Raw genomic sequence first — 23,261 nt, forward strand, 5'->3', positions numbered from 1 at the left:
TTCTCTTATTTATATGTCGTATAAGCCATTAGCTATTGGCAATACGCTCAGCAATTACCGCTAATGCCATATCGATACGTGCCAACACTTTATCTTTAGGTAAGATTTCAAGCGTCACATCTAACGACGGTGAGTTACCCGCACCTGTCGCAGCAACGCGCAGTGGCATACCCACTTTACCCATACCTAGCTCTAACTCTTCAGCTGTAGCGTTAATCGCTGCGTGAATATCTGCTGCTACCCAGTTATCTAGCGCTGCTAGTTTTTCTTTGACAAGTTCTAGTGGTTGCTGTGCTACCGGACGTAGATGTTTTTTAGTCGCTGTTGCATCGAACTCAGAAAAGTCTTCATAAAAGTAGCGAGAAATTTCTGCCATTTCTTTTAGTGTTTTCACACGATCCGCTTGCACTTTAACGATTTCTTCTAACGCTGGACCATTTTCCGTATTAATGCCTTGATCAGCCATGTGCCATGCAAGGTGCTCTGCTACATAGGTTGGTTCAAGCGTCTTCATGTAGTGTTGGTTAACCCAAATAAGCTTGTCAGTGTTAAATGCAGACGGTGCACGGTTACACCCTGTAAGGTCAAACAACTCAATCATTTCATCAACTGAGAAGATTTCTTGGTCGCCATGTGACCAGCCTAAACGAACTAAGTAATTTAATAACGCTTCAGGCAAGTAACCTTCATCACGATATTGAATTACACTTACGGCGCCGTGGCGCTTTGAAAGACGCTTGCCGTCGTCACCTAAAATCATAGGAATGTGCGCGTATTGCGGTACTTCAGCGCCAAGCGCTTTAAGAATATTAATTTGCTTAGGCGTATTGCTAATATGGTCATCACCACGAACCACATGTGACACTTTCATATCCCAGTCATCAACAACCACAGTTAGGTTGTACGTTGGGCTGCCGTCAGAACGCGCGATAATTAAGTCATCAAGTTGTGAGTTGCTAATAGAAATGTCACCTTTGACAATGTCATTAATAACAACATCACCCTCAAGTGGGTTTTTAAAGCGAATAACGTAAGGCTTATCTGCAGGATAGTCTGTGCGGTCACGCCACATACCGTTATACTTTTCAATTTCACCTTTTGCCTTTGCTTCTTCACGCATCGCTTCCACTTCTTCAGGCGTACAGTAACAGCGGTATGCGTTGCCTGATTCAATCAATTGTTGAATCACTTCTTTATAGCGATCAAAACGCTCAGTTTGGAAGTAAGGGCCTTTTGTCCAATCTAACTTCAACCAGTTCATACCGTCCATAATGGCATCAACAGATTCTTGTGTTGAACGCTCTAAATCAGTGTCTTCTATGCGAAGGATAAAATCGCCACCGTTCTTTTTCGCGTATAGCCAGCTATATAAAGCAGTACGTGCACCACCTACGTGAAGGTAACCCGTCGGGCTTGGCGCAAAACGTGTTGTCAAAGTCATAATATTCTCACCAAATGAAAATTGAGCGATTGCTCTGAATTCGTCTATAAAATTGCGCGGTATTTTACCAGCGCTATGTTTTTTATGACAGCTTTTGTCTAGAACAAATCATTGGATTTAACGGGAAAAGTTCGCAAAACCAACATTTTGTTGAAAAAGTCTGCAGTTAAACTGAAATGCGCTAATTTTTGGAAAAAATCCCCTATTTTGTGTTGACAGGTTTTTAGAGGTGCCTATAATACGCCCCCACAGAGACGGACGGTTAGCTCAGTTGGGAGAGCACCGCCCTTACAAGGCGGGGGTCACTGGTTCAAGCCCAGTACCGTCCACCACTTCTGTCAAGTTATTGAAAGAAGTCGCGTTTCTGAAGATATAATCTGGACGATTAGCTCAGTTGGGAGAGCACCGCCCTTACAAGGCGGGGGTCACTGGTTCAAGCCCAGTATCGTCCACCACTTCTTCTTAGATTATATCGTTTATGACCTGGACGATTAGCTCAGTTGGGAGAGCACCGCCCTTACAAGGCGGGGGTCACTGGTTCAAGCCCAGTATCGTCCACCACTTCATCTCAAGTGGGTTCAGGTTGTGAAGTCTATTATATATGGACGATTAGCTCAGTTGGGAGAGCACCGCCCTTACAAGGCGGGGGTCACTGGTTCAAGCCCAGTATCGTCCACCACTTTTATTATCCTTGTATTCATCCTTATAGTTTTCAATTAGATATCACTGCGTTATAGCGGTGCGAGCACCTTCTACTCTTTACAATGCCCGAACCGACACTGGTTCAAGCCCAGTATCGTCCACCACTTTTATTATCCTTGTATTCATCCATATAGTTTTCAATTAGGTATCACTGCGTTATAGCGGTGTGAGCACCTTCTACTCTTTACAATGCCCGAACCGACACTGGTTCAAGCCCAGTATCGTCCACCACTTTTATTATCCTTGTAGTTTTCAATTAGATATCACTGCGTTATAGCGGTGCGAGCACCTCCTCCACTTTGCAATACCCAATCCGATAGTGATATTAGCCCTCTATTGCTTGAATCCTTCAAATACAAACGGTTAAATTGGATTTGTAGATATGTTCTTCCACAAATAAAACACAACGGATATTCAATGCGCTTACTGACTGTTCCCTTTATCGCACTACTTATTAATGCATGCACGAGCGGCGAGTTAGTTTATTTTGATGGCGAAGGGAAGAGAAAAACTGCCTGCCAAACGGAATATTCGTGGGCGCCGAGTGTCGACAAATACGCGGTAGAATACATTCTTGTCCATTGTGCAAAACAAGCAGTAGCGAAAGGGTATAAAATAGAGGACGAAACTCTGCTTAAAGTAGACATCGCTATCCCCTCTCCTCCAGCAAATAAAGTTTGGACCTTTGAATTAGCAACGGCATTGCATGAGGATGGCAAACTGACGGACAAAGAATATGGCTACGTCATCGCTCATATCGACTTAAATGCTGCTTAGTGTTAGCCCTTCTCCACCTCATTGTGGCATATATTTCACCTCCATAATTTATCGTATATAAATTTCAGATCTAAATTTCCGAAACTTCTATTCCATCTTTATATTAGAAAACCCTAATTTAGACATTTATAATTTAGTAACTCCTAATATTAAAGATAGTGCAATGGATAAAGCATTTAGACAACAAGCTAGCGAAGCAAGTGATTATCTTAAACGCTTGAGCCATCCTGTGAGGCTCATGGTGCTTTGCGCTTTGATAGAGAACGAGAAATCTGTGTCTGAGTTGATTGAGATTTCACAAATCAGTCAATCGGCATTATCACAGCATCTCGCTATTTTGAGACAACATCGCCTAGTTTCGACAAGAAGAGAGGCACAAGTCATTTACTACCAACTTGCTGACAAAAACTGCATCAAAATTATCGATGTGTTACAGCAACTTTTTTGCCCTAAATAATTGAGGTTTCCGTGATAAGACCAGTATCAGATCTTGTTAGCGATGCACAGCAACATGTATCTACGGTGAGTGTAGATGAGTATTTAACAGCGACAACACACTTCACCATCATCGATGTGAGAGAGAAAGAAGAAGTGAACCAAGGTATGTTGCCAAACGCGACTCACATGTCTAAAGGCATGTTGGAATTTCAAATTGCTAACCACCCCGATATTCAAGCCAAACCAACTGAAATAGAAAAAAGTGACACGAATATTCTTCTATATTGTCGAAGCGGACAACGCTCGATATTGGCAGCAAAGTCGCTAATGGATATGGGTTTTAAGCAAGTACACTCACTTACGGGAGGCTACACAGCATGGCTGGAGAAAACATAACGTCGATTATCTCCTCTGCAACACTTGGCGGTATATTGATTGGTGCGAGTGCTGTTTTTCTTATGGCACTACTAGGTCGTATAGCAGGCATAAGTGGCATTTTTGCGAACATGTTTCAACAACAATGGCGCGACAACTGGCACCTCTTTTTTATAACTGGAATCGTCCTTGGTAGTTGGCTAGCGTATTCACTGTTTGGCTTTACCTTTGAAGTGCGGGCTGACTTTTCAACACCGCTACTTGTTGTATCTGGATTACTAGTGGGCGCAGGAACCCAATTAGGTAGCGGCTGTACGAGTGGTCATGGCATTTGTGGTATTAGCCGTTTTTCAAAGCGATCCATTGTCGCAACTCTTGTCTTCATGACAACTGCGATATTCACAGTGTTGCTCGTCAATATCGTGCGTTAGGTGATACTGATGAAAAAACTATCCGCTTTATTTGCAGGAACCCTTTTTGGCCTAGGTCTCACTATTTCACAAATGACTAACCCTGAAGTCGTTATTGCCTTTCTCGATATCACAGGTAATTGGGACTGGCGACTTATTATTGTCATGGCGTCTGGTCTAGTCGTCACAACAGTAGGCTATCTCGTGATATTCAGAACACAAAAAACGCCGGTGTTTAGCAACAGTTACCACCTTCCAGGAACAACCAATATAGATTTTCGACTGCTGTTAGGCGCTGCGCTGTTTGGCCTGGGCTGGGGGCTTGCCGGATATTGTCCTGGACCTGCCATAGCTGGACTTACCATCAATCCGACAGAATCAATTACTTTTTTAGTAAGCATGGTTACCGGCACGGCAATGATGCGGTTGTTAACGAAACAGCGAAGCTAGCAGGAAAACAGGTAGTGTTGTAGTTGATTTTTTCTAGACAATAAAAAAGCGAGCATTAAGCTCGCTTTTTTACAGGGAAAACAATGTATTTACTCGTAGCAATTAGCCGTTAACACGCTTGTTTGCTTTTTCAGCTAGTTCAGCTGAAGTGATTGAAGCAATAGTGTCAGCAACTTTAGATTTAGGTAATTTGTTGATCATTAGAGAACCTGTTTTGATTGCATTTTGGCTTGATGCAAACTCAAGAAGGTTTTGACCGTTACACTGAACACCGTCAAATACCGAACGGATTTTTAAGTTGTTGCTTTTTAGGAAAGAACGAAGACGCTTTTTGTCGTCTGCAGATACATACTCACATAGGCTTTGTGCTAGGTTAGTAGAAGCATTAGCTGATGGAGCAACTGTGAAAGTAGAAACCAAAGCAACTGCAGAAACGATGAAGAACTTTTTCATTTAGATAGACCCTTTTACAACAATTTAAAATTAAAACGTTAAACATTGAAACGCGCAAAAGGTGCCTGCTGCATTAGGTAGCCCCGCTGTCGTAGTATTCACCTTAGACCGGTAGCTTTGCGTAATACCCTTTCAGGTACCTTGCCGTTTCTTGCGAGGCGCATTATACGGATTACATATTGATACACAAGCAATAATTCTGGCTACAGTGTTACATAAATGTAAATTTGAACTCACAAAAGTGTTCAAAAAACGCCCCATCCCTTATGGGCTCTAGCGATGTAAAATTTCAGACTTTATGATAAAATTTTTTAAATTTTTTAATTAAATTAAGTTTATGACCGCTGTTTACCTCGTAGAGATAGATGAACAACCTATCGAACTATACAAATTGTTGAAATTAGCTGACTTAGTTTCAGGCGGTGGGGAGGCGAAGGTAATGATCGCCGAAGGATATGTGCTACTTAACAACGAAGTAGAGTTTCAGAAACGTAAAAAAGTTTACGATGGTGACTATATTCAGTTTGGTGACAATATTATTGAAGTGCAATTTGTTGGCGATGAACAAAGCAATGAAAAAGAACAACCATCAACAGAGATTGCCCCTGAATTCGAAGTAAACGAAACTATCGATGCGCCAACGCCGAGAATGCGTGAGCCAGGCCAAAACCCGCATTTAAAGGGTAACTCCAAGAAATCAGCAAATAACGTTGCTAAATCGTCAAACAAAAAACAACCGAAGAAACAATCAGGCAACGCGACCAAAGAAGGTAAACGTCGCCCTATTTCGTTTTAGTATATACAGCGTTACGTGAGCTTCTTTTCCCAAAATTCAGCTTTTCCCATTGCAGGATCTAATTCATAGCCATCAAAGCCAAATTTTTTGTATGCATTGATGGCTACTATATTTCCTGAAAGCACCTCCAATGTGACCTTAGCACTGCCCTTTTGCCTCGCTATCTTTTCAATACCTGATAACAACGCTTGGCTAATACCGTGGCCCCGAAACGCTTTATTTACCGCCAAATCATGGATATTAATAATAGGTTTACAAGCAAATGTTGAGAAGCTTTCAATACAATTAGCCAAGCCTGCTGGCTTGCCATCTACATAGGCGATCACACTGAATAGAAAGTCTCTTTCAGCCAATGCTCTGGGTAAGTTTTGTCGTGTTGCCTCAGAAAGCGGCTCCCCGCCCCCCATAGGATCTCTTGCATAGCCATCCAGTAATTCTATAAGCTCTTCAACTTGCTCGGGATTATCGTAATCCACTAGTTCCACTGACACTGTCATTGTTGTCTCTTGTTTTAGCAAATTATTTACTCACAACTATACTTGAAATATGAGTAAAAATAACTCGTTATGCCAATATACCGATGAATCTGGATGCCAGTGTCGAGAACCTGCCAATGACACTGGCTTTTGCTATTGGCACGACAAAACTGCAGATAAGTCAGGCGACAATGTCAAAGATGACTTTGAAACATACGTAAAATCTGGAGGCTTGCTCAGAGGTGTCATCTTAAAACGTGCGAACCTAGCGAATATAGACCTTGTTAACCACCGTAAAAAGAACGGCTATGACTTCACTCATGCCGATTTTTATCGGGCAGATTTGCAAAATGCCCACATGTTTAACATTAACTTAACGAACGCTAGTTTAATGAAAGCGGATTTACGTTGCGCCAATTTGAACTGCGCAACCTTGCAAGATACCAACCTGCTTGGCGCCAGATGGGCTGATAGCAAAATAGAAAACATAAAAATAGGTAAGCGACTTCGTCAAGAGCAACAAGCTCGTCAGGCTGTTAAAGCGAGAAAGAATGAAGAAGCTATCGATCTATTTGAGCAAGCAGAAGAGATATATAGAGATCTACGTAAACACGCTGAGCACGAAGGTATTTTTATGCTGGCTGGTCGTTTTATCCAAAAAGAGTTGACCATGCGTCGCATGCAACTTCCCAAATACAGCATTAAACGTATAAGCTCCAAAGTCGTTGACTTATTTTGCGGCTATGGTGAGGCTCCGGTGCGTATCGTCGGTATTTCCATTTGCATGATTATTGTTTGCGCCTTCTTGTACCTATTCACTGGGCTCAACTATCAGGGAGAAATTCACTCTTTCAACCCTGATGCGACATTAGCAGAGAATGCAAAACTCTTCCTGGGCTGCCTTTATTATTCCGTTGTTACTTTTACTACACTGGGTTATGGCGATTTTGCGCCAATTGGCTTTTCAAGAGCGATTGCCGCTATGGAAGCGTTTACAGGTAGTTTTACCATTGCTTTATTCGTGGTAGTGTTCGTGAAAAAGATGACCCGATAACCCCGCTTTATTTATGAAAAAATATAATGTGCTTGCAACACTATCGTTGTCTGTCAGCCTATTTGCCAATGCCGAAGCATTGCCCCCCTTGCCAGAACCTGTCGCTAACAATGCGGTTACTTCCGTATCCGTAAATGGCGATACTTATCTCTTCTCGTTTAATGGTTTAGGCAAAAATAGAGACTACAAAGCGGTGCACAATAAAGCATTTATGCTGAAAGTAGGTGAGCCTAAATGGCAAAAAATTGCTGATGTTCCTATTCAGCAACCAGTTACAGGGTTAACTGGAAGGTTGGCATCTGTTGCCACGTCAATCAAGGACAGCGCATACGTGTTTGGTGGTTATACCGTTGCCAAAGACCATAGCGAAGTATCTGTACCTGATGTGTACGCCTATAATGTGACTAGTCAACAGTATAAGTTGTTAGCACCAATGCCAGTGCCAGTAGATGACAGTGTGGCACTGCCATATCAAAACAGATACATATACCTTGTTAGTGGTTGGCATAACGACGGTAATGTCAACTTAGTGCAAGTATATGATGTTGAAACCAACACCTGGCAACAAGCTAGCCCCTTTCCAGGCAAACCAGTGTTTGGTCAAGCAGGCGCAATTGTAGCCAACCAGATGGTGGTTTGTGATGGTGTACGAGTTGATGTTCACCTTAACAAACGCCGCAGTTACGGCGCTGAAACAGCTTGCTATATCGGCACTATAAGCAATACCAACATTGCCAGAATTGACTGGCGTAAACTACAGCATCCAACCCAGGACTCTCGTTATCGCATGGCTGCCATTGGTGATAGCCAAACAAACAGTATGTATTTTGTCGGTGGCAGTGACAATCCGTATAACTATAGCGGCATTGGTTACAATGGCATTCCCTCTGAGCCAGATGCTAAAGTATGGCGACTAAACATGCGCACTTTAGAATGGTCTTTGTACAATGCTAGCGAACCAACAATGGACCATCGTGCACTTATTAAGCTTAATAATGCCCTCATCACCTTAGGTGGAATGACTGCTAATCAGGAAGTTTCTGACAAGGTTATTACTCAATTTAAAACAGATTCTAACCTAAAATAATTCTCCCTTTTCACACGTTTTTAAATGTGATTCCTAAAAAGCGTAAAATCAGTGAAAAACCCTGATTTTACGCTTTTTTGTATGCAACACCCTTGCTAGAATAGTGCTCTTTTTTTCACTCGCTTTTCGGAAGATGTAATGCGTACCAGTAAATATTTGCTTTCAACATTGAAAGAAACGCCTGCAAGCGCTGAGGTTATTAGTCACCAGCTAATGCTTCGTGCAGGTTTAATTCGTAACTTAGCTTCAGGTCTTTATACGTGGTTACCCACTGGTTTAAAAGTATTGAAGAAAGTCGAAAACATCGTACGCGAAGAAATGGAAAAGGCGGGTGCAATTGAAACCCTTATGCCAATGGTTCAACCTTCTGATCTTTGGGAAGAATCAGGTCGCTGGGAAGACTACGGTCCAGAGCTATTACGTTTGTCTGACCGTCACGAACGCCCATTCGTACTTGGCCCAACACACGAAGAAGTAATTACAAGCCATGTTCGTAACGAGATTTCAAGTTACAAGCAGTTACCGCTCAATTTATTCCAGATCCAAACGAAATTCCGAGACGAAATTCGCCCTCGCTTTGGAGTAATGCGTGGTCGTGAGTTCTTGATGAAAGATGCATACTCATTTCATACCACTGACGAGTGTTTGAAAGAAACTTACCAAGTGATGTATGACGCGTACTGTCGTATCTTCGAAAGATTAGGCTTAGATTTCCGCCCTGTAATTGCTGACAATGGCTCTATTGGCGGTGAAGGCTCACATGAATTCCATGTGCTTGCGGACAGTGGCGAAGATGACATCGCCTTTAGTGACGCAAGTGATTTCGCTGCAAATGTTGAAAAAGCAGAAGCATTAGCGCCAGCTGGCGAACGTCCAGCGCCAAGTGCAGATATAGAAAAAGTAGCAACGCCAGACGCGAAAACCATTGCAGATGTTGCTGCCTTCTTGAAGGTTGATGCAACGACAACGGTAAAAACGTTGCTTGTTGTTGGCCATGCTGAAGAAGGTGAAGAAGCACCAGTAATCGCACTTGTTCTTCGTGGCGATCACGATCTAAACGAAGTCAAAGCGGAAAACTTACCAGAGATAGCATCTCCTTTAACATTCGCCAGCGATGAGCAAATCAAGGCTGCTGCAGGTTGTAATGCCGGTTCAATTGGCCCTGTCGGGCTCAATATTCCAGTGATAGTTGATCGAAGTGCTGCACATTTATCAGACTTTGTTTGCGGTGCAAACGAAGATGGCTTCCACTTCACGGGAGCAAACTGGGATCGAGATGCTACTGAATACAGCGTAGCTGACATTCGTAACGTTGTTGAAGGCGACCCAAGCCCATGCGGTTCAGGCAACATTGTTATCAAGCGTGGTATTGAAGTTGGACATATTTTCCAATTGGGTAAAAAGTATGCTGATGCCATGAACTGTGGTGTATTGACTGAGAACGGTAAACACGAAACATTAACGATGGGTTGTTATGGCATCGGTGTTTCACGAATTGTTGCCGCAGCTATTGAACAGAACCATGACAAGTTTGGTATTAAATGGCCGAAAGCCATTGCACCATTTGACGCAGCGATAGTACCAATGAACATGCATAAATCTGCGCGTGTTCAAGAAACGGCAGAAAAGCTATACACACAACTGCAACAAGCAGGTGTAGAAGTGTTATTTGATGACCGTAAAGAGCGTCCTGGTGTTATGTTTAACGACCATGAACTCATTGGCACACCATTGTTGCTTGTTGTTGGTGAACGAAATCTTGATAGCGGCGAACTAGAAGTGAAAAACCGTATTACGGGTGAAAAGTCGATGATTGCTATCGATGACGTGATGACGCTTTTTAACGCCTAAGTTTTTGAGCTTATGTCTAATAAAAACGCCTGCAATAGCTGGCGTTTTTATTGGTTTAGATAAAAGTTAAGTATGCTAGATGCTAGACATCATATGTACTACCCTTCGCTATAGAAAAGCGTATCAACGCACCGCCTTTGCTGCCAGAATGGATACTGATATCTCCATTATGTTTGTCGACGATTCGTTTCGCTGTCGCTAAACCAAGACCACTCCCTTTGAAGCCTTTATCGTCATGAAGTCTAACCATAGGCTCGAAAGCTCTTAGCCTATCAGCTTCAGGGATTCCAATACCGTTGTCGTCAACATCAATGATCCAGTGACCGACCGTCGATGTAGCGGATATATGAATACAAGGGACTTCTTCGCAATAGATGATGGCATTGTCTATCAATATTTGTAGTATTTGCACCATAAAACTTGGCACAGCATAAATTTTCGGTAATTCGTCATAGCTGATTTGCGCACCAGACACGTTAATTTTCTCTGCAAGGTTACTTAGCACTATGCCCATACATTTGTTTAAATTGACAGCCGCAAAGAAAGTTAGCGATTTTTGATCTAACTTTGTGTATCCAACCAGTGCCTCGATAAGTTGATACATCTGCTCTGAGGTATCGACAAGTAGATGCAACTTATCACTAACCTCATTTGGCAAGCTATGGCTGTATTTTTGAATAATCAACTGCACCATGGTTTTCACTGCATAAGATGGCTGTTTAAGATCATGAGCGAGCACACGTGCAAATCTGTCTAGCTCTATGCGCTGCTCCTCTACCTGCCGCTGGAGGTGATTTGATTTAATGGCATTATCTACGGCTTTATGAAGCAAGGCTGGTGATAAATTGTTTTTTTTAAGGTAATCGGCAGCACCATTTTTTAGCGCTGAAACGGCAACAACTTCATCCCCTTGACCAGTAAGGATAATCACTGGTACGAAAGGCAGCATGGTTTTAATTTGCACAAGCGTGCTCAGACCATCAACACCTGGCATATAGTAATCTAAGAAAATAACATCAGCACGGCCCTGCGCCAGTACATCGATACCGGCCTTACTAGATGAGGCTTCTATAACTTTTGCATTAGCATTCGACTGCTTTAGATATCGTTTCAATACGTATCTATCGTCTTTTGAATCATCTATTACAACAAAGATTCTATCCATGACAATACCCAATTACTCCGTTTTAGGCAAAATCGCTATTTGAAACCAGTACTCTCTAAGCTTTTGAATTGCATTAAAAAAAGCATCTAGCCTCACGGGTTTTTGTATAAATGAATTAGCACCAAGGTCGTAACACGCTTCAATATCTTTCTCATCATTAGATGTCGTTAATACAACGATGGGAATATTTTTAAGACGCGGCAAGACTTTTATTTCCCGAAGCACGGCTCTTCCATCAATACCGGGCAAATTGAGATCCAAAAGAATTATCGCAGGTTTGGGCCTCTCATCTGTCCACTCACTAGTCAAATAATTAAGCGCCTCCTGACCGTCTTCACAACGAACAATTGGGTTGGATAAATTTCCATCTTTTTTGAATGCCCTCAATGTTGCGTAATAATCGTCATCACTATCTTCCACTACCAAAATTACTTTACTGTTATCAATCATCATGTTGAATCCTTGCTACCGTAAAATAAAATCGCGTTCCTTGTCCTAGTTCTGACTCAAACCATAATTTGCCGCCATGTTGCTCAACAATTTTTTTCGCAAATGTCAGGCCTGCGCCACTTCCCTTCCCAAATTTTTTCTCGCTATTTAGCCGTTTAAATATTTTAAAGACATCATATTTAAATTGTTCACTGATACCGATGCCGTTGTCCTGAACACAAAACGCGCCGGACTTTATGGTTGCATCAAAGAGTATGCGAATAACCTTTGGATCAGATAAATTATACTTGTAAGCATTGGTAATGAGGTTATAGAACAGTTCCGTGATACGAGTTCTATCACCCACGATGTTTGGTAATTTGCCGACTTGGATATTTACATTATTTTCTGAAATCCCCTCTGCAAGCCTGTCTTTGAGCTCTTCTATGACTGAGTGTAGATTAACAGAGGCACTTGCTGCCTCTTCTCTGCCTAACCGCGAGTAATACATTAAGTCAGAGATAAGATGTTCCATTTTTGAGCTTAAATGCACCAACCTGTTAAGTTGATGTACCCCCTCTTCATCCAAAACACCCTCATAGTCTGCTTTAAGAAAATCCGCATAGTTTTGAATAGCGCGTAATGGTTCCTTTAAATCGTGTGATGCTATATACGCAAAACTATCAAGCTCTTCGTTAGATCTGATAAGCTTTTTAATGAGCTTTTCTTTTTCAAGCTCTAATGCAGTTTGTTCCGACGTATCGCGCAAAATGCCGCAGTAAAACGTTTCTTCATTAATAGAAAAGTCCGTAACACCTAAATCAAGCGGAAATACCTCGCCGTCTTTCCTTAGCCCTTGTACTTTTCGACCAGCACCTATAATTTTTTTGGTTCCTGTTTGGTGATAATTTTCCAAGTATTGATCATGCTGGCTGGTAAAAGGTTCTGGCATTAATATTTTAATATTTTGCCCTTTCAACTCTTCGCGGCTATAACCAAAAATTCGCTCTCCAGACTTATTAATACTGCGAATCTGGCCTTTTTTATTGATAGTAATGATGCCGTCAATAATGTTTTCTAATGTTGCATTGTGCTCCACGTCTTTTGCCCGTATCAGCTTTTCAGACATCAAGCTTTTCAACAGAAAAAACAGAGCAAACCCTGCTAAAACAGAAATAACAATACCATTGGCCAATGCCACCAAATGTATTGAAGAACGCTCAGAATATACCGTTTTAGTTTTAGGCCATAGGGCGATTTCCCACTCAACATCATACATCGCAAACTTATGTCGATAGCCGGATTCTTCTCTATATTCAGCACCAGGCTCTATTTGCTGGAACATTAGTTCTTGCTCAGCAAATACTTGAATATTGTGCTTATCTATTGATTGATAAGGTAACAGGCTATTGATCAGTTGCGCTATATCGAACACACCAAGAATGAAGCCATCAAAATGTTCATCAATATAAATAGGGAAATAAGCCAAAAAACCCTTGCCTCCCTGCACTAATTCCACTGGTTTACTGACTGAAGTACCACCTGTATTTTTTGCATTATCTAAGGCCAATTTTCTTCGTGGTTCGAAGGTAAGATTAAGATTGACTGCAGATTCATTCCCCTCTAAGGGTACTATCCATTTTACGATGTACTTATCATCTACCCATTCGACTACGCGCAACCCAGCGAAGTCTTCGACGTAATCATTCGCATCTTTTTGCCACTCTTCTAATGGAGAACCATTGCGCGCTTCCCAGCGGTTCCTCATACGCTCCAGTGCAGTTAAAATCGTGGGAATAGACTTAGTGAACTGATGCTCAATAAGTTGAGACTTTGCTTCAGACGTGTTTTTCATGAGATGCTGTTCTTGCTTTTCAGCAGCATCCCATAACCAGACAGAAATACAGATACTCAGGGCAACACCCGTACCGACCACCCAAAGCGCCAAGTAAAACTGCCTGCTTGCTATTTCGTCCAATGAAATACTCAAAACAGATTTCCTTACAAATAAATACCGGTTTTCTTGATAAAAATCGATGTTTAACTATCCATGTACTATTCTGAATATAGACTACCTTGACCACGGCTTGTCAAGGTAACGGAACAAATTACGGCGATTAAAATGGAGTTTGCAAGGAATGAATGTATTACTCGTTGATGATCAGGAAATTGACCGTGAGCTAGTAAAAGAAGCACTTCACTGCTCTGGCTGCATCTTTGATATTAAAGAAGTTAATAATGCGCATGACGGCTTGTCAGAAATACAAGCATGCAAATATGACGTGGTATTACTAGACTATCAAATGCCGCGCATGAACGGTATGCAATTGCTTCAAGAGTTACAATTAGCTAACCAAGATATTCATTCCACCGTCATCGTTATCAGCAATAACAAAGACGAAGATGTCATGTTGAGTTGCATTAATGCGGGCGCCCAAGATTTTATTTTAAAGCAAGAACTTACCTCTACCCACCTAATTCGGTGTATTAAACAGTCACAACAACGACTTGATTTACAAAACAAGCTAACACAAAGCTATAACGAGGTTAAAAGACTTGCCGAAAGAGACGCCCTAACGGGTTTGTTTAATCGCCATTATTTTGAAGCAGCACTGACATCATTGCTGTATAACGCTCGCGCGCTGGACGGCCTAGTCGCCGTAATGTTGCTAGACATTGATGGCTTTAAAATGGTTAATGACAGCCTAGGCCATAGCGCTGGGGATATGGTACTTCAAGACTTTGCTGGCCGGATTCAAACAGGCTTTAGAGAAAGCCAATTATTCGCTCGCATTGGTGGTGACGAATTTGCCTTTGTGTTTTCTGGTGTCAAAGGGCTAAACGCTGCCATGACGATTGCTAAACGCCTGCTGACCATATTTGACTCCCCATTTGACTACGAGAGACACCAAATATTCAGTTCAGCAAGCGTAGGCATTGCTATTAGCACATCAGATTCAACGGCATTAGAGCTCATAAAGCAAGCTGACATTGCCATGTACAAAGCCAAAAGTTCAGGTAAAAATCAGGCCTGCTTCTATGAAGAAAGCCTGGAACATGAGTTTTTCCGATCATTCAACATTGAAAATGAACTTCGCGAAGCGATAAGAAATGAAGCATTCAAAGTATTTTTCCAGCCTATATTCAATTGCCAAACAAAAGAACTTGCCGGTTTTGAAGCCCTTGTTCGCTGGCCGTCTGGTAAGACAACACAAAATCCGGAAGAGTTTATCCAAGTAGCAGAAAACTGCCAATTAATTGAACCGCTGGGTAGATGGATCATTCAGGAAGCTATTTCGCTGTTTGCTGAATTAACTTCCTATAGTGCGAATTCTCACTTAAGTTTGTCTATAAATCTTTCACCCTTGCAAATGCACGATTTAAATTTACCTGGATACATTACCGAATTAACAAGGCTTTATGGAGTTGATTTACATAACATTATTGTGGAAGTCACTGAAACAGCCTTACTTGAAAATAGCCAGTCGACGTTAGAAACACTGGAAGCATTTAAACACCTTCAGTGTAAAGTGGCGTTAGATGATTTCGGTACTGGTTTTTCATCAATTTCTCATTTACTTAATTACCCCATTGACGTTGTCAAATTCGATAAAAGCCTTATTGTGAGGACCGTAGAAGATGAAAAAGCGAGAGCTATGCTGCAAGGGTTGGCGTCTATGCTGCACTCAATAGGCATTGAAACAGTGGCAGAGGGAGTCGAGTATAACGAGCACGTCGACATTTGTGAGCAATCAAGTGTATCAAGGTTGCAGGGGTACTTGCTCGGCAAGCCTATGCCAAAATCAGATTGTCAAAAGCTGATTTAACAACCGTATGTTAGTCGGCAAAAAGCAATTAACCAAAAAACGATGCGGCCTATAAAAAACGCCAACAATAGTTGGCGTTTTTATTAATTACCCGATCGCGAACTCCGGCAACTGGGACGAATGGTGCTCTATTATTTCCCATGCACCACCATTTAATTGATAAACGAAAGTAAATCGCGCGGTAACAGACACATTATCTTTAAGGGAAAACGTATACACACCGGAATGAATCACGATTTCGCCCAACACACGTATATTTGATTCATCAAGCTTACCCATTGGTTCACGCTGAATAAAAGACACAAAGTAATCTTCAATTTCAGCGTGGTTGTGACGCACTTGATTAGATACTGTTGGCAGTAAAATAGCATCAGACGCATACAGTGCTGTCACTTGTTTGGCATCTTTAGTTTGTAAAGCAATGTTCCACTTATCAAATAGAGAAACAACATCAAATTCGTTCATATGTCGACTTTTAAAGTTAATTAAGTGATTTTTAATCAGGCAATTAAGAATCTTGATAACACACTAACACCTTACCTAATACAAAACGACAGAGCATTTTTTGTGCGATACCGATGTTACGTTTATTTCGCTATAGCTTTTTTATTAAACAATAGGTTGTATGCCCTTTAGGATAATCGGGCAACTCGCCAAAAACAGTATACCCGCGTTTTTCATAAAATGGTTTCGCTTGAAAACTTAAGGTTTCAGTTCGCATATATTCAAATCCGTTGTCTCTGGCACACTTTTCAACCGCATCCATTATTTTCGTACCCGCATGTTGGCCACGTGACTCTTCCGATAACCATAACAACTCCAAGATACAATAGTTCCAAAAGGCTGTCGCTCTTGCGCCACCAATAACATTATCGTTTTCGTCTTTGGCAAATACCGCGAATTTAGTATCTGGCTCATACACGATTACATCATCCAAATACCGTTGATTAAATGACTGGATACCTTTACTGATAGTGTTGAGGTCGCATTCCTTTGGCGACATAGTCACGGTTATTTTCATGTATTTCCTTCCCCGTACATAACTTTTTATTATGCTATTGTGTTACAAGGTTATTGAGGTAGTCGACGAACGGAGTCTGCTATCTCATCTTCATTAAATGAGATGATGCACTGCTCAGTAACCCAAAAAATGTTACTCATGAACACAATTTCACTACCATGGCGATGACGAGTAATTTCATAGTGAGACAGATTTGCAGTATCTAATTGCCTAATGACATTAGCTTTGTCGATTCCTTCGTAAAAATTGCCGCACAGATAAAAGATCTCATCGTGTGCCGCTTTCCAGTAAAAGCTAGCAACCGCTATGACAAATGCCACAATAAACCCTGATATCAGCTTGATTAATGTTGTTTTTTCAATCACCATCATCCCAACGTCTTTAAGCTCGCTATTGGATAATAGCTAGCGCCATGCGAACTGATAAAGCGGCAAACTTTTTAAGCGGCTATCTATAGTTTGTACCATTTGTTGATATTGCCTTGATTCAATATCACCGTACGTTGTTGAAAACTCTCGCTGATTTACCCCTTCAGCAAGCCCCTCAATCGTAGGTAATAGATCCCCATCACTGACTCTCGCTAGTAACGGCTGAACTTGTTTTGCTTGTGCTTCAGAATGGGTCGCTATCATGGCCATTCGCGTTCCAGCGCGGTCAGCCATTAAATCAGCAAAACTAAAGCCGCTGCCTCCTTGGTTCGTATCCAAGAACTCTTTGAATTCGCCTAGAGCATCACTAGTTGCATTATTACTGAGTAATTGCAAAGCAACCGAGTAAACAAAATGCTTCATTAGGTCGTTGCGACCACCTAGCGTAACGAGGTGTTTCTGGTTATTGCGCGTTAAATGTTCAGCCAACGTCATTGAACGAGGCTTGGGCGTGATCATGCCAAACCGATCGCTACCAAAATATAAAATAAGGGCTGCCAATATCGCTTTATTTTGCTCTACATAAGAATGTTCAAGGCTTGGTGCCCGTTGCAACGCAACGTTTTGTTGGAAAAGATGGCGGACAAATAGTGAGATATCCGCATCACTTCTCTGGGTTTGTGCGAACTCAACAAGCCACTCGTAATTTTGAGCGACTTGCTCTTCATCCTTGGCTAAGCCAAATTCACCCCGAATTTTGCTGAGCAGCCCAGTAGAGGTCGCTTTATCCAGTAAGTTTGTATCAACATTTAAGTTAGCAACGACATACTGCTTGGTTGGTTTTATTGAAGAGAAGCTACTAAGCAATGACTGACCGGTACCTTCCCCTACATATAAATCAAGAGCCATCGTCAGCCAACTAAGCGCTCGTTCGCCGCTGATAGATACATCGCCAATATCTATTGCAGATAACTCTATGCCGGATTCAGACGGCAATACCGTCCCTACAATATTCACATAGCGAGAAATCGGTAATGGCAGATCAACACTGCTTTGTATGACCACTCCGTGCTCGGTGAGTTTTACATCGATAGATAGTCTAGATATCGCTCTATGCGCCAACGCGGTTAAACCATCAATTTCTTTTTGCGTCAGAAAAATAGTGGGTGAGCTATTCGTAGATTTGATAGTGCGATACAAACGTGACGCCAATGCCTTGCTTTGAGCTGCGTGCTCTGCACTTATTTGATGAACCCGTTGGGTTTTAGCAGTACTGTCGGTTAACGCTAAAAATAATCCTCCTACGCTCAATGTGAGAGCAAGAGTAAAAAGAAGAATAATTCTAAAAAACAATCGAATAAATTAGTTTAGGAAGATTGATTGATGTTATACGACGATAGCTTACATATGTACAGACATAACTGGCTAATGTTAGTTGCATTTCCCTAACTTTTGCACACTAAAGCAAAGGGTCGTCGAGTTCACATAAATCCCAGTAAACCTGCTTATCGTGCAAACGCGCTAGTCGCTTGTTAAGTTCGCGAAACGTAGTTAATGGTTCATCATTAGGTTGTATACACTGCCAGATAAACTGATGACAGTTATTATCAAATAAATGATAATCGCGATACTGATAAATTTGCTGTATCGCTCTCTCTGCGGCGCCTTTTGTTGCTAAAGGAGTGGCAGTTGAGTCACAAGCAACGAAGATTCGCTTCCCTGAGCGCTCATTGGTAAATCGTTTAGATGATAAAGGTTTCACCAAACCGTTTCCGTCTAACTCGACAATGGTATTGTCGCCCACCCATATACCTGTGTGGTCAAGCACGCCACCAATACCACAGCACACAATACTGCCAATGGCAGGTTTAGCGGCTTGTTCCACGTTGAATAAATCAGACGGATAAATGGCAACTTCGGGCTCATGACTTTCTTTGTCTGACAGTCGCTCTGGCATGTACCTAGAACGATTCTTTTGCTGTGTTTTTCGGTCGTCCGCGAGTTCTTTCACTGCCAACGCAGATACTGCAGCAGCACCCAACCAAAATAATGGAATAGGCATAGCTTACCTCTATTTCGTTGTTCACATCACAAAACCACGATTACACTCGTGTTTAACTTGTCATATAAGGAGAATAACCGCTAATACCGTTTTTCGTATAAAAAAGTTGCAAGTAACTGTTTCCAAAAGACGAAAAAGATGCACAATAGAATTTTTATTCTAATTTAACTACAACCTACAAAATAAGGCAGAAAACGACCATGAACACCGTGACTAAATCCTCTAAACTCAACAATGTCTGTTATGAGATCAGAGGACAAATAGCCGCGGAAGCCCGTCGTTTAGAAGAGGAAGGTCATAAAATCCTCAAATTGAACATTGGGAACCCTGCCCCTTTTGGCTTCGAAGCGCCAGATGATATTGTTAAAGACGTTATTCACAACCTCCCAAGTTCTCAAGGCTACAGTGACTCACAAGGCATTTACTCTGCGCGCGTTGCTGTCATGCAATACTTTCAACAACAAGGCATTTTGGGTGTTAGCGTAGACGATATTTTTATCGGTAATGGCGTCAGTGAACTGATAGTGATGGCGATGCAAGGTTTGCTAGAAGATAACGATGAAGTATTAATTCCTGCTCCTGATTATCCATTATGGACCGCTGCTGTTTCGTTGTCCGGCGGGAAGCCCGTTCATTATCAATGTGATGAAGATAATCAATGGTTTCCTAATATCGCTGATATGGAAGCAAAAATTTCCAAGAAAACACGCGCTATCGTATTGATAAACCCGAATAACCCGACAGGTGCTGTTTATTCAGAAGAAGTATTACTCAACATTTTAGAGCTTGCGCGAAAGCACAGTTTGATTGTATTCAGCGATGAAATATACGACAAAATTTTGTATGACGGCGCTACGCATGTACCGACTGCCCGTCTAGCTGAAGACGTATTGATTCTTACTATGGGGGGGCTATCAAAGAACTATCGCATCGCAGGGTTTCGCGCTGGGTGGATGGTTATTACTGGCCCTAAACTGTTGGCAGAAGACTATATCCAGGGTTTGAATATGCTGTCTTCTATGCGCCTTTGCGCAAACGTTCCATGCCAGCATGCAATACAAACTGCGCTGGGCGGATATCAAAGTATTAATGAGCTCATTAATGGCGATGGGCGTTTAAAAAAACAACGCGATATTGCACATGACATGATTAACGCTATTGATGGATTGTCTTGTCAACCAGCAATGGGCGCACTTTATCTGTTCGTTAAAGTTGACCGAGAGAAGTTTAATATCCAAGATGATGAAAAGATGATTCTTGATTTACTTAAACAGGAAAAAATTCTTTTGGTGCACGGTAGAGCGTTTAACATTAAAGAAAGCAATTATTTTAGACTAGTATTTCTACCGCATGTTGATGAGCTTATTCCTGCAATTGAACGAATAGGCCACTTTTTCAAAACCTATAGGCAACAATGAAAATAAAAAGCACTTTTCTCGCCTGGATATTGCGCATGCCGCTTATAAAGCGGTGGGCGCTGATGCATTCAGTGAAAGAAGAGAACATTGCAGAACATTCGCAGCAAGTAGCGGTTATCGCCCATTTACTGGTGGTTATCCGTAACAAATATTTTAATGGTGATTTGAATCCAGAGCGCGCTGCTACCATTGCCTTGTATCACGAAGTCTCTGAAACAAAACTACAAGACATTAATCATGTGACTAAATATCATAACCCTGCCCTTACAAAAGAATTTAAGAAGCTAGAAGAGTTGGCCGAACTTGAATGCCTGAATAGCTTGCCGGAAGATCTTCGGGAAGAATTTCGTCCTCTCCTTGTACAATCTCAAGTCTGTCCAGAATACAAGAAAGTCGTTAAAGCTGCGGATCTTATTTCGGCCTATCTAAAAGCAAGTGATGAAATATCATTTGGCAACCGTGAATTTTTTCACGTGAAAGAGCGACTGATGGGTATGTTAGACGCATTCAAGGCTGATATGCCAGAAGTTGAGTATTTCCTAAATACCTTTGAAGATCATTGCTTTGTCAGCGTTGATCAATTATCTCTAGACGACCACTAGTCTTATCGCCCCCTCTCTACATAACGCTTTCAGGCCAATCGCCACTCTTAAACCTCGTTAACAATCAGTTTTACACTGGTTGATCTTTTACATTTTAAAACATAGAATAACATTATTCGAACATAATTCGAATGCATTTCGAATTAAGTAAGAATAGCGTTCATGAGTAATTTAATGAGGTAATAATATGGCTCCTGCACCTAAATACAGCCCACAAGAGCAAGAAGAATTAATTCTAAATGCTGCTGCAGAATGTATTGCAGAAACGTCAGTTTTAGATTTCACTATGTCGGCAGTTTCTAAGGCTGCAGGCTTATCAATGGGATCTATATACAAGCATGTGCAATGCAAAGAAGACATTATTTTTGCATTGGCATCTCGCATGTTTAGCCGACATCAGGAAGTGTTTAGCCAAGTTCTTGCTTCGGAGCTTACAGCACCGGAAAAAATTGTCGCACTTACACTCATGGACCCCAAAAAAATAGAAGTATACCCCTTTGATGCCCACCTAGAAGGTTTTGCCACGAACGAACTCATTATCAGTCGCACTTCACAGCGTTGGACTGAGCGAATGATGCAGTCACATGAAAAATGCGAAACCATTTTCAATAAATTTATGCACCAAGCAGCATTTAGTGGCGAGTTAACGCTCAACGGCAATATCGACGAAATGGTGGAAGAAATTAATTTAGGTAGTTGGGCATTGATGGTGGGTTATCAATGTATCGATCGCGTTTTCCAAATGCGAAACATTTCCGAAGGTACTGACTCATTGCATGAGCCTGTTGCAACTGACGCATTACGTGTAAAAAGCTTAATGCGCTTACTTGATGGCTACAATTGGCGTAAACCAATTGATAATGAAGGCGTCGAACGTGCAGCGGCAAAGCTTGTTGAGTTAGGTTTACGATAAAAATTAAGCGCTGGAGAGTATAATGCACATCAAACGATGGTTCGTTGCCCTATTTATCATTTCCGTCACCATAGGCGGGCTGGGCTTTTTCAAATTCCAACAAATTCAAGCAGCAATGGCGATGGCTGCTTCTTTTCCTGAGCCTTCTGCAACGGTCAAGACAGAAGTTACCGAGTTAAGTCAGTTTAATCCAAGCTATCAAGTTAATGGTCAAATCGTTGCAAAACGCATCGTAACCTTACAAAACGAGTTACCAGGCGTTATCACACAACTTGATATGACACCTGGCTCGCAGGCTACAAAAGGCCAGCTGCTACTATCACTCAATGTTAGTGAAGAAACTGCGCAGCTAGACTCTGCAAAAGCACGTCTAAAGTTAGCAGCTAATAATTTCGATCGAATGGCGGCATTAATCAAAGAAGATAAAGTAAGTCAGCAACAATATGACCAAGCCGAAGCAGACTATTTCGTGGCAAAGGCAGACATAGCCAATCTCGAAAGCATTATTGCCAAGAAGCAAATTACAGCACCTTTTTCGGGGAAAGTTGGATTGGAAGCTCATCAGTTGGGGCAATTCTTATCGGCAAACTCTGCCATAACAACATTAGTCGGTGATGACAGTGATATTTGGGTCGACTTTAACTTACCGCAAACCCAGTCACAGCCCAATATTGGTGATCAAGTCATCATCAATGCAATAAGACAAGGTAAAAAAGTTGTAGAATTAAATGCGACTGTTATTGCACGAAAGGCCGCAATGCAGGTCGAATCGCGACACATTACCTATCGTGCAGAAATCAAAGGCGGATCTGAATCATTTGTGCACAATGAACTTGTTAAAGTCACTGTGGGTGGACAGAGCCAGCAAGTGGTTGTTGTGCCCAACTCAGCTGTTATCCGAGATGCAGCAGGTGCTTATGTCTATACGTTAGAAGAAGATAACAATAAATCTCTACGAGCCAATAAAGTAGCGGTTACGCTCGGTAAACGATTTGACGACAACCTCGTAATAACTAGTGGTCTTGCACCTAATTTGCTGATAGCGACACAAGGAGCATTTAAATTGCACCCAGGCTTGTTAGTATACGTCGAACATCTGCCGACTAATTCGCTCAGCGCTCAGCTTCTGAAAGAGGCGCTGTAACC

At 41.7% G+C, this 23,261-nt stretch carries 25 protein-coding genes, 4 tRNA genes and 1 riboswitch; of the genes, 18 read left to right on the top strand and 11 right to left on the bottom strand.

What is annotated here, in order from left to right:
• Window positions 1-28: 28 nt before the first annotated feature.
• Window positions 29-1,441 carry a glutamate--tRNA ligase gene (gltX, locus tag ACFSJY_RS12175; RefSeq protein ID WP_386034616.1) on the bottom strand — a complete coding sequence of 471 codons (1,413 nt, stop codon included), beginning with the start codon at window positions 1,439-1,441 and terminating at the stop codon, window positions 29-31.
• Between the two features lie 256 nt (window positions 1,442-1,697).
• Here gltX and ACFSJY_RS12180 point away from each other — a divergent pair.
• The 9 genes from ACFSJY_RS12180 to ACFSJY_RS12220 all read left to right on the top strand — a co-directional run bounded on the left by ACFSJY_RS12180 (window position 1,698) and on the right by ACFSJY_RS12220 (window position 4,593).
• A tRNA-Val gene (locus ACFSJY_RS12180) sits at window positions 1,698-1,773 on the top strand.
• Between the two features lie 47 nt (window positions 1,774-1,820).
• A tRNA-Val gene (locus tag ACFSJY_RS12185) sits at window positions 1,821-1,896 on the top strand.
• Window positions 1,897-1,926: 30 nt separating this feature from the next.
• A tRNA-Val gene (locus ACFSJY_RS12190) sits at window positions 1,927-2,002 on the top strand.
• Between the two features lie 42 nt (window positions 2,003-2,044).
• Window positions 2,045-2,120 (top strand) — tRNA-Val (locus ACFSJY_RS12195).
• 440 nt (window positions 2,121-2,560) lie between these two features.
• Window positions 2,561-2,920, top strand: a complete 360-nt coding sequence (locus ACFSJY_RS12200; RefSeq protein WP_386034618.1) for a hypothetical protein — start codon at window positions 2,561-2,563, stop codon at window positions 2,918-2,920.
• 163 nt (window positions 2,921-3,083) lie between these two features.
• Entirely contained in the window at window positions 3,084-3,377 is a 294-nt protein-coding gene (locus ACFSJY_RS12205; protein ID WP_386034620.1) for an ArsR/SmtB family transcription factor, read from the top strand.
• Window positions 3,378-3,388: 11 nt separating this feature from the next.
• Window positions 3,389-3,754, top strand: coding sequence for a rhodanese-like domain-containing protein (locus ACFSJY_RS12210; protein WP_386034622.1), 366 nt, complete (start codon window positions 3,389-3,391; stop codon window positions 3,752-3,754).
• The gene (locus tag ACFSJY_RS12215; protein WP_386034624.1) at window positions 3,736-4,164 is read left to right on the top strand and encodes a YeeE/YedE family protein; all 429 of its coding nucleotides are present in this window, start codon (window positions 3,736-3,738) and stop codon (window positions 4,162-4,164) included. The genes ACFSJY_RS12210 and ACFSJY_RS12215 overlap by 19 nt, the downstream gene beginning before the upstream one ends.
• Before the next feature lie 9 nt (window positions 4,165-4,173).
• On the top strand, window positions 4,174-4,593 hold the full coding sequence (locus ACFSJY_RS12220; RefSeq protein ID WP_386034626.1) for a DUF6691 family protein: 420 nt from the start codon (window positions 4,174-4,176) through the stop codon (window positions 4,591-4,593).
• A 102-nt stretch (window positions 4,594-4,695) separates the two neighbouring features.
• Here ACFSJY_RS12220 and ACFSJY_RS12225 read toward each other — a convergent pair whose 3' ends face one another.
• Window positions 4,696-5,046, bottom strand: a complete 351-nt coding sequence (locus ACFSJY_RS12225; RefSeq protein ID WP_386034628.1) for a DUF3718 domain-containing protein — start codon at window positions 5,044-5,046, stop codon at window positions 4,696-4,698.
• Window positions 5,047-5,119: 73 nt separating this feature from the next.
• Window positions 5,120-5,202, bottom strand: a riboswitch (cyclic di-GMP riboswitch).
• A 181-nt stretch (window positions 5,203-5,383) separates the two neighbouring features.
• Between ACFSJY_RS12225 and ACFSJY_RS12230 the strand changes: the two genes are divergently transcribed.
• Window positions 5,384-5,842, top strand: a complete 459-nt coding sequence (locus tag ACFSJY_RS12230; RefSeq protein ID WP_386034630.1) for an RNA-binding S4 domain-containing protein — start codon at window positions 5,384-5,386, stop codon at window positions 5,840-5,842.
• 11 nt (window positions 5,843-5,853) lie between these two features.
• Here ACFSJY_RS12230 and ACFSJY_RS12235 read toward each other — a convergent pair whose 3' ends face one another.
• Window positions 5,854-6,339, bottom strand: coding sequence for a GNAT family N-acetyltransferase (locus ACFSJY_RS12235; RefSeq protein WP_386034632.1), 486 nt, complete (start codon window positions 6,337-6,339; stop codon window positions 5,854-5,856).
• 49 nt (window positions 6,340-6,388) lie between these two features.
• Between ACFSJY_RS12235 and ACFSJY_RS12240 the strand changes: the two genes are divergently transcribed.
• The 3 genes from ACFSJY_RS12240 (at window position 6,389) to ACFSJY_RS12250 (ending at window position 10,310) form a co-directional block, all read left to right on the top strand.
• Window positions 6,389-7,372: an ion channel gene (locus ACFSJY_RS12240; protein WP_386034634.1), complete on the top strand. Its 984-nt coding sequence runs from the start codon at window positions 6,389-6,391 to the stop codon at window positions 7,370-7,372.
• 13 nt (window positions 7,373-7,385) lie between these two features.
• Window positions 7,386-8,459 (top strand): Kelch repeat-containing protein, encoded by a 1,074-nt coding sequence (locus tag ACFSJY_RS12245; protein WP_386034636.1) that lies wholly within the window; start codon window positions 7,386-7,388, stop codon window positions 8,457-8,459.
• Window positions 8,460-8,597: 138 nt separating this feature from the next.
• The gene (locus tag ACFSJY_RS12250; RefSeq protein ID WP_386034638.1) at window positions 8,598-10,310 is read left to right on the top strand and encodes a proline--tRNA ligase; all 1,713 of its coding nucleotides are present in this window, start codon (window positions 8,598-8,600) and stop codon (window positions 10,308-10,310) included.
• Window positions 10,311-10,392: 82 nt separating this feature from the next.
• On the opposite strand, the gene ACFSJY_RS12255 is transcribed toward ACFSJY_RS12250, so the two are convergent.
• The 3 genes from ACFSJY_RS12255 to ACFSJY_RS12265 are packed head-to-tail and all read right to left on the bottom strand — an operon-like array spanning window position 10,393 to window position 13,894.
• Entirely contained in the window at window positions 10,393-11,475 is a 1,083-nt protein-coding gene (locus ACFSJY_RS12255) for an ATP-binding protein (protein WP_386034639.1), read from the bottom strand.
• A gap of 12 nt (window positions 11,476-11,487) precedes the next feature.
• Window positions 11,488-11,928: a response regulator gene (locus ACFSJY_RS12260; RefSeq protein WP_386034641.1), complete on the bottom strand. Its 441-nt coding sequence runs from the start codon at window positions 11,926-11,928 to the stop codon at window positions 11,488-11,490.
• Window positions 11,918-13,894, bottom strand: coding sequence for a PAS domain S-box protein (locus ACFSJY_RS12265; RefSeq protein ID WP_386034643.1), 1,977 nt, complete (start codon window positions 13,892-13,894; stop codon window positions 11,918-11,920). Before ACFSJY_RS12265 ends, ACFSJY_RS12260 begins: the two co-directional genes overlap by 11 nt.
• 148 nt (window positions 13,895-14,042) lie before the next feature.
• Here ACFSJY_RS12265 and ACFSJY_RS12270 point away from each other — a divergent pair, with 148 nt between their 5' ends.
• The gene (locus ACFSJY_RS12270) at window positions 14,043-15,731 is read left to right on the top strand and encodes a two-component system response regulator (protein ID WP_386034648.1); all 1,689 of its coding nucleotides are present in this window, start codon (window positions 14,043-14,045) and stop codon (window positions 15,729-15,731) included.
• Window positions 15,732-15,818: 87 nt separating this feature from the next.
• On the opposite strand, the gene ACFSJY_RS12275 is transcribed toward ACFSJY_RS12270, so the two are convergent.
• From ACFSJY_RS12275 to ACFSJY_RS12295, 5 genes are all read right to left on the bottom strand, one after another.
• Window positions 15,819-16,196: an SgcJ/EcaC family oxidoreductase gene (locus ACFSJY_RS12275; protein ID WP_386034650.1), complete on the bottom strand. Its 378-nt coding sequence runs from the start codon at window positions 16,194-16,196 to the stop codon at window positions 15,819-15,821.
• Between the two features lie 130 nt (window positions 16,197-16,326).
• The gene (locus ACFSJY_RS12280; protein WP_386034652.1) at window positions 16,327-16,752 is read right to left on the bottom strand and encodes a GNAT family N-acetyltransferase; all 426 of its coding nucleotides are present in this window, start codon (window positions 16,750-16,752) and stop codon (window positions 16,327-16,329) included.
• Window positions 16,753-16,802: 50 nt separating this feature from the next.
• Window positions 16,803-17,123, bottom strand: coding sequence for a hypothetical protein (locus tag ACFSJY_RS12285; protein WP_386034654.1), 321 nt, complete (start codon window positions 17,121-17,123; stop codon window positions 16,803-16,805).
• Between the two features lie 33 nt (window positions 17,124-17,156).
• Window positions 17,157-18,431: a hypothetical protein gene (locus ACFSJY_RS12290; protein WP_386034656.1), complete on the bottom strand. Its 1,275-nt coding sequence runs from the start codon at window positions 18,429-18,431 to the stop codon at window positions 17,157-17,159.
• Window positions 18,432-18,579: 148 nt separating this feature from the next.
• The gene (locus ACFSJY_RS12295; RefSeq protein ID WP_386034658.1) at window positions 18,580-19,182 is read right to left on the bottom strand and encodes a hypothetical protein; all 603 of its coding nucleotides are present in this window, start codon (window positions 19,180-19,182) and stop codon (window positions 18,580-18,582) included.
• Window positions 19,183-19,382: 200 nt separating this feature from the next.
• On the opposite strand from ACFSJY_RS12295, the gene ACFSJY_RS12300 reads away from it, so the two are divergent.
• From ACFSJY_RS12300 to ACFSJY_RS12315, 4 genes are all read left to right on the top strand, one after another.
• Window positions 19,383-20,600, top strand: coding sequence for a pyridoxal phosphate-dependent aminotransferase (locus ACFSJY_RS12300; RefSeq protein WP_386034660.1), 1,218 nt, complete (start codon window positions 19,383-19,385; stop codon window positions 20,598-20,600).
• A complete protein-coding gene (yfbR, locus tag ACFSJY_RS12305) occupies window positions 20,597-21,202 on the top strand; it encodes a 5'-deoxynucleotidase (protein WP_386034662.1) in 606 nt (201 codons plus the stop codon). The genes ACFSJY_RS12300 and yfbR overlap by 4 nt, the downstream gene beginning before the upstream one ends.
• Before the next feature lie 187 nt (window positions 21,203-21,389).
• Window positions 21,390-22,115, top strand: a complete 726-nt coding sequence (locus ACFSJY_RS12310; RefSeq protein ID WP_386034664.1) for a TetR/AcrR family transcriptional regulator — start codon at window positions 21,390-21,392, stop codon at window positions 22,113-22,115.
• 22 nt (window positions 22,116-22,137) lie between these two features.
• Entirely contained in the window at window positions 22,138-23,259 is a 1,122-nt protein-coding gene (locus ACFSJY_RS12315; protein WP_386034666.1) for an efflux RND transporter periplasmic adaptor subunit, read from the top strand.
• Window positions 23,260-23,261 lie beyond the last annotated feature (2 nt).

It is taken from the genome of Thalassotalea euphylliae, assembly GCF_042682785.1.
Classification (GTDB): Bacteria; Pseudomonadota; Gammaproteobacteria; order Enterobacterales; family Alteromonadaceae; genus Thalassotalea_F; species Thalassotalea_F euphylliae.

Bases quoted from the DNA above. Each gene is read 5' to 3' on its own strand.
- gltX (WP_386034616.1), bottom strand. From the start codon at position 1,441: ATGACTTTGACAACACGTTTTGCGCCAAGCCCGACGGGTTACCTTCAC.
- ACFSJY_RS12200 (WP_386034618.1), top strand. From the start codon at position 2,561: ATGCGCTTACTGACTGTTCCCTTTATCGCACTACTTATTAATGCATGC.
- ACFSJY_RS12205 (WP_386034620.1), top strand. From the start codon at position 3,084: ATGGATAAAGCATTTAGACAACAAGCTAGCGAAGCAAGTGATTATCTT.
- ACFSJY_RS12215 (WP_386034624.1), top strand. From the start codon at position 3,736: ATGGCTGGAGAAAACATAACGTCGATTATCTCCTCTGCAACACTTGGC.
- ACFSJY_RS12220 (WP_386034626.1), top strand. From the start codon at position 4,174: ATGAAAAAACTATCCGCTTTATTTGCAGGAACCCTTTTTGGCCTAGGT.
- ACFSJY_RS12225 (WP_386034628.1), bottom strand. From the start codon at position 5,046: ATGAAAAAGTTCTTCATCGTTTCTGCAGTTGCTTTGGTTTCTACTTTC.
- ACFSJY_RS12230 (WP_386034630.1), top strand. From the start codon at position 5,384: ATGACCGCTGTTTACCTCGTAGAGATAGATGAACAACCTATCGAACTA.
- ACFSJY_RS12235 (WP_386034632.1), bottom strand. From the start codon at position 6,339: ATGACAGTGTCAGTGGAACTAGTGGATTACGATAATCCCGAGCAAGTT.
- ACFSJY_RS12240 (WP_386034634.1), top strand. From the start codon at position 6,389: ATGAGTAAAAATAACTCGTTATGCCAATATACCGATGAATCTGGATGC.
- ACFSJY_RS12245 (WP_386034636.1), top strand. From the start codon at position 7,386: ATGAAAAAATATAATGTGCTTGCAACACTATCGTTGTCTGTCAGCCTA.
- ACFSJY_RS12250 (WP_386034638.1), top strand. From the start codon at position 8,598: ATGCGTACCAGTAAATATTTGCTTTCAACATTGAAAGAAACGCCTGCA.
- ACFSJY_RS12255 (WP_386034639.1), bottom strand. From the start codon at position 11,475: ATGGATAGAATCTTTGTTGTAATAGATGATTCAAAAGACGATAGATAC.
- ACFSJY_RS12260 (WP_386034641.1), bottom strand. From the start codon at position 11,928: ATGATGATTGATAACAGTAAAGTAATTTTGGTAGTGGAAGATAGTGAT.
- ACFSJY_RS12270 (WP_386034648.1), top strand. From the start codon at position 14,043: ATGAATGTATTACTCGTTGATGATCAGGAAATTGACCGTGAGCTAGTA.
- ACFSJY_RS12275 (WP_386034650.1), bottom strand. From the start codon at position 16,196: ATGAACGAATTTGATGTTGTTTCTCTATTTGATAAGTGGAACATTGCT.
- ACFSJY_RS12280 (WP_386034652.1), bottom strand. From the start codon at position 16,752: ATGAAAATAACCGTGACTATGTCGCCAAAGGAATGCGACCTCAACACT.
- ACFSJY_RS12285 (WP_386034654.1), bottom strand. From the start codon at position 17,123: ATGATGGTGATTGAAAAAACAACATTAATCAAGCTGATATCAGGGTTT.
- ACFSJY_RS12295 (WP_386034658.1), bottom strand. From the start codon at position 19,182: ATGCCTATTCCATTATTTTGGTTGGGTGCTGCTGCAGTATCTGCGTTG.
- ACFSJY_RS12300 (WP_386034660.1), top strand. From the start codon at position 19,383: ATGAACACCGTGACTAAATCCTCTAAACTCAACAATGTCTGTTATGAG.
- yfbR (WP_386034662.1), top strand. From the start codon at position 20,597: ATGAAAATAAAAAGCACTTTTCTCGCCTGGATATTGCGCATGCCGCTT.
- ACFSJY_RS12310 (WP_386034664.1), top strand. From the start codon at position 21,390: ATGGCTCCTGCACCTAAATACAGCCCACAAGAGCAAGAAGAATTAATT.
- ACFSJY_RS12315 (WP_386034666.1), top strand. From the start codon at position 22,138: ATGCACATCAAACGATGGTTCGTTGCCCTATTTATCATTTCCGTCACC.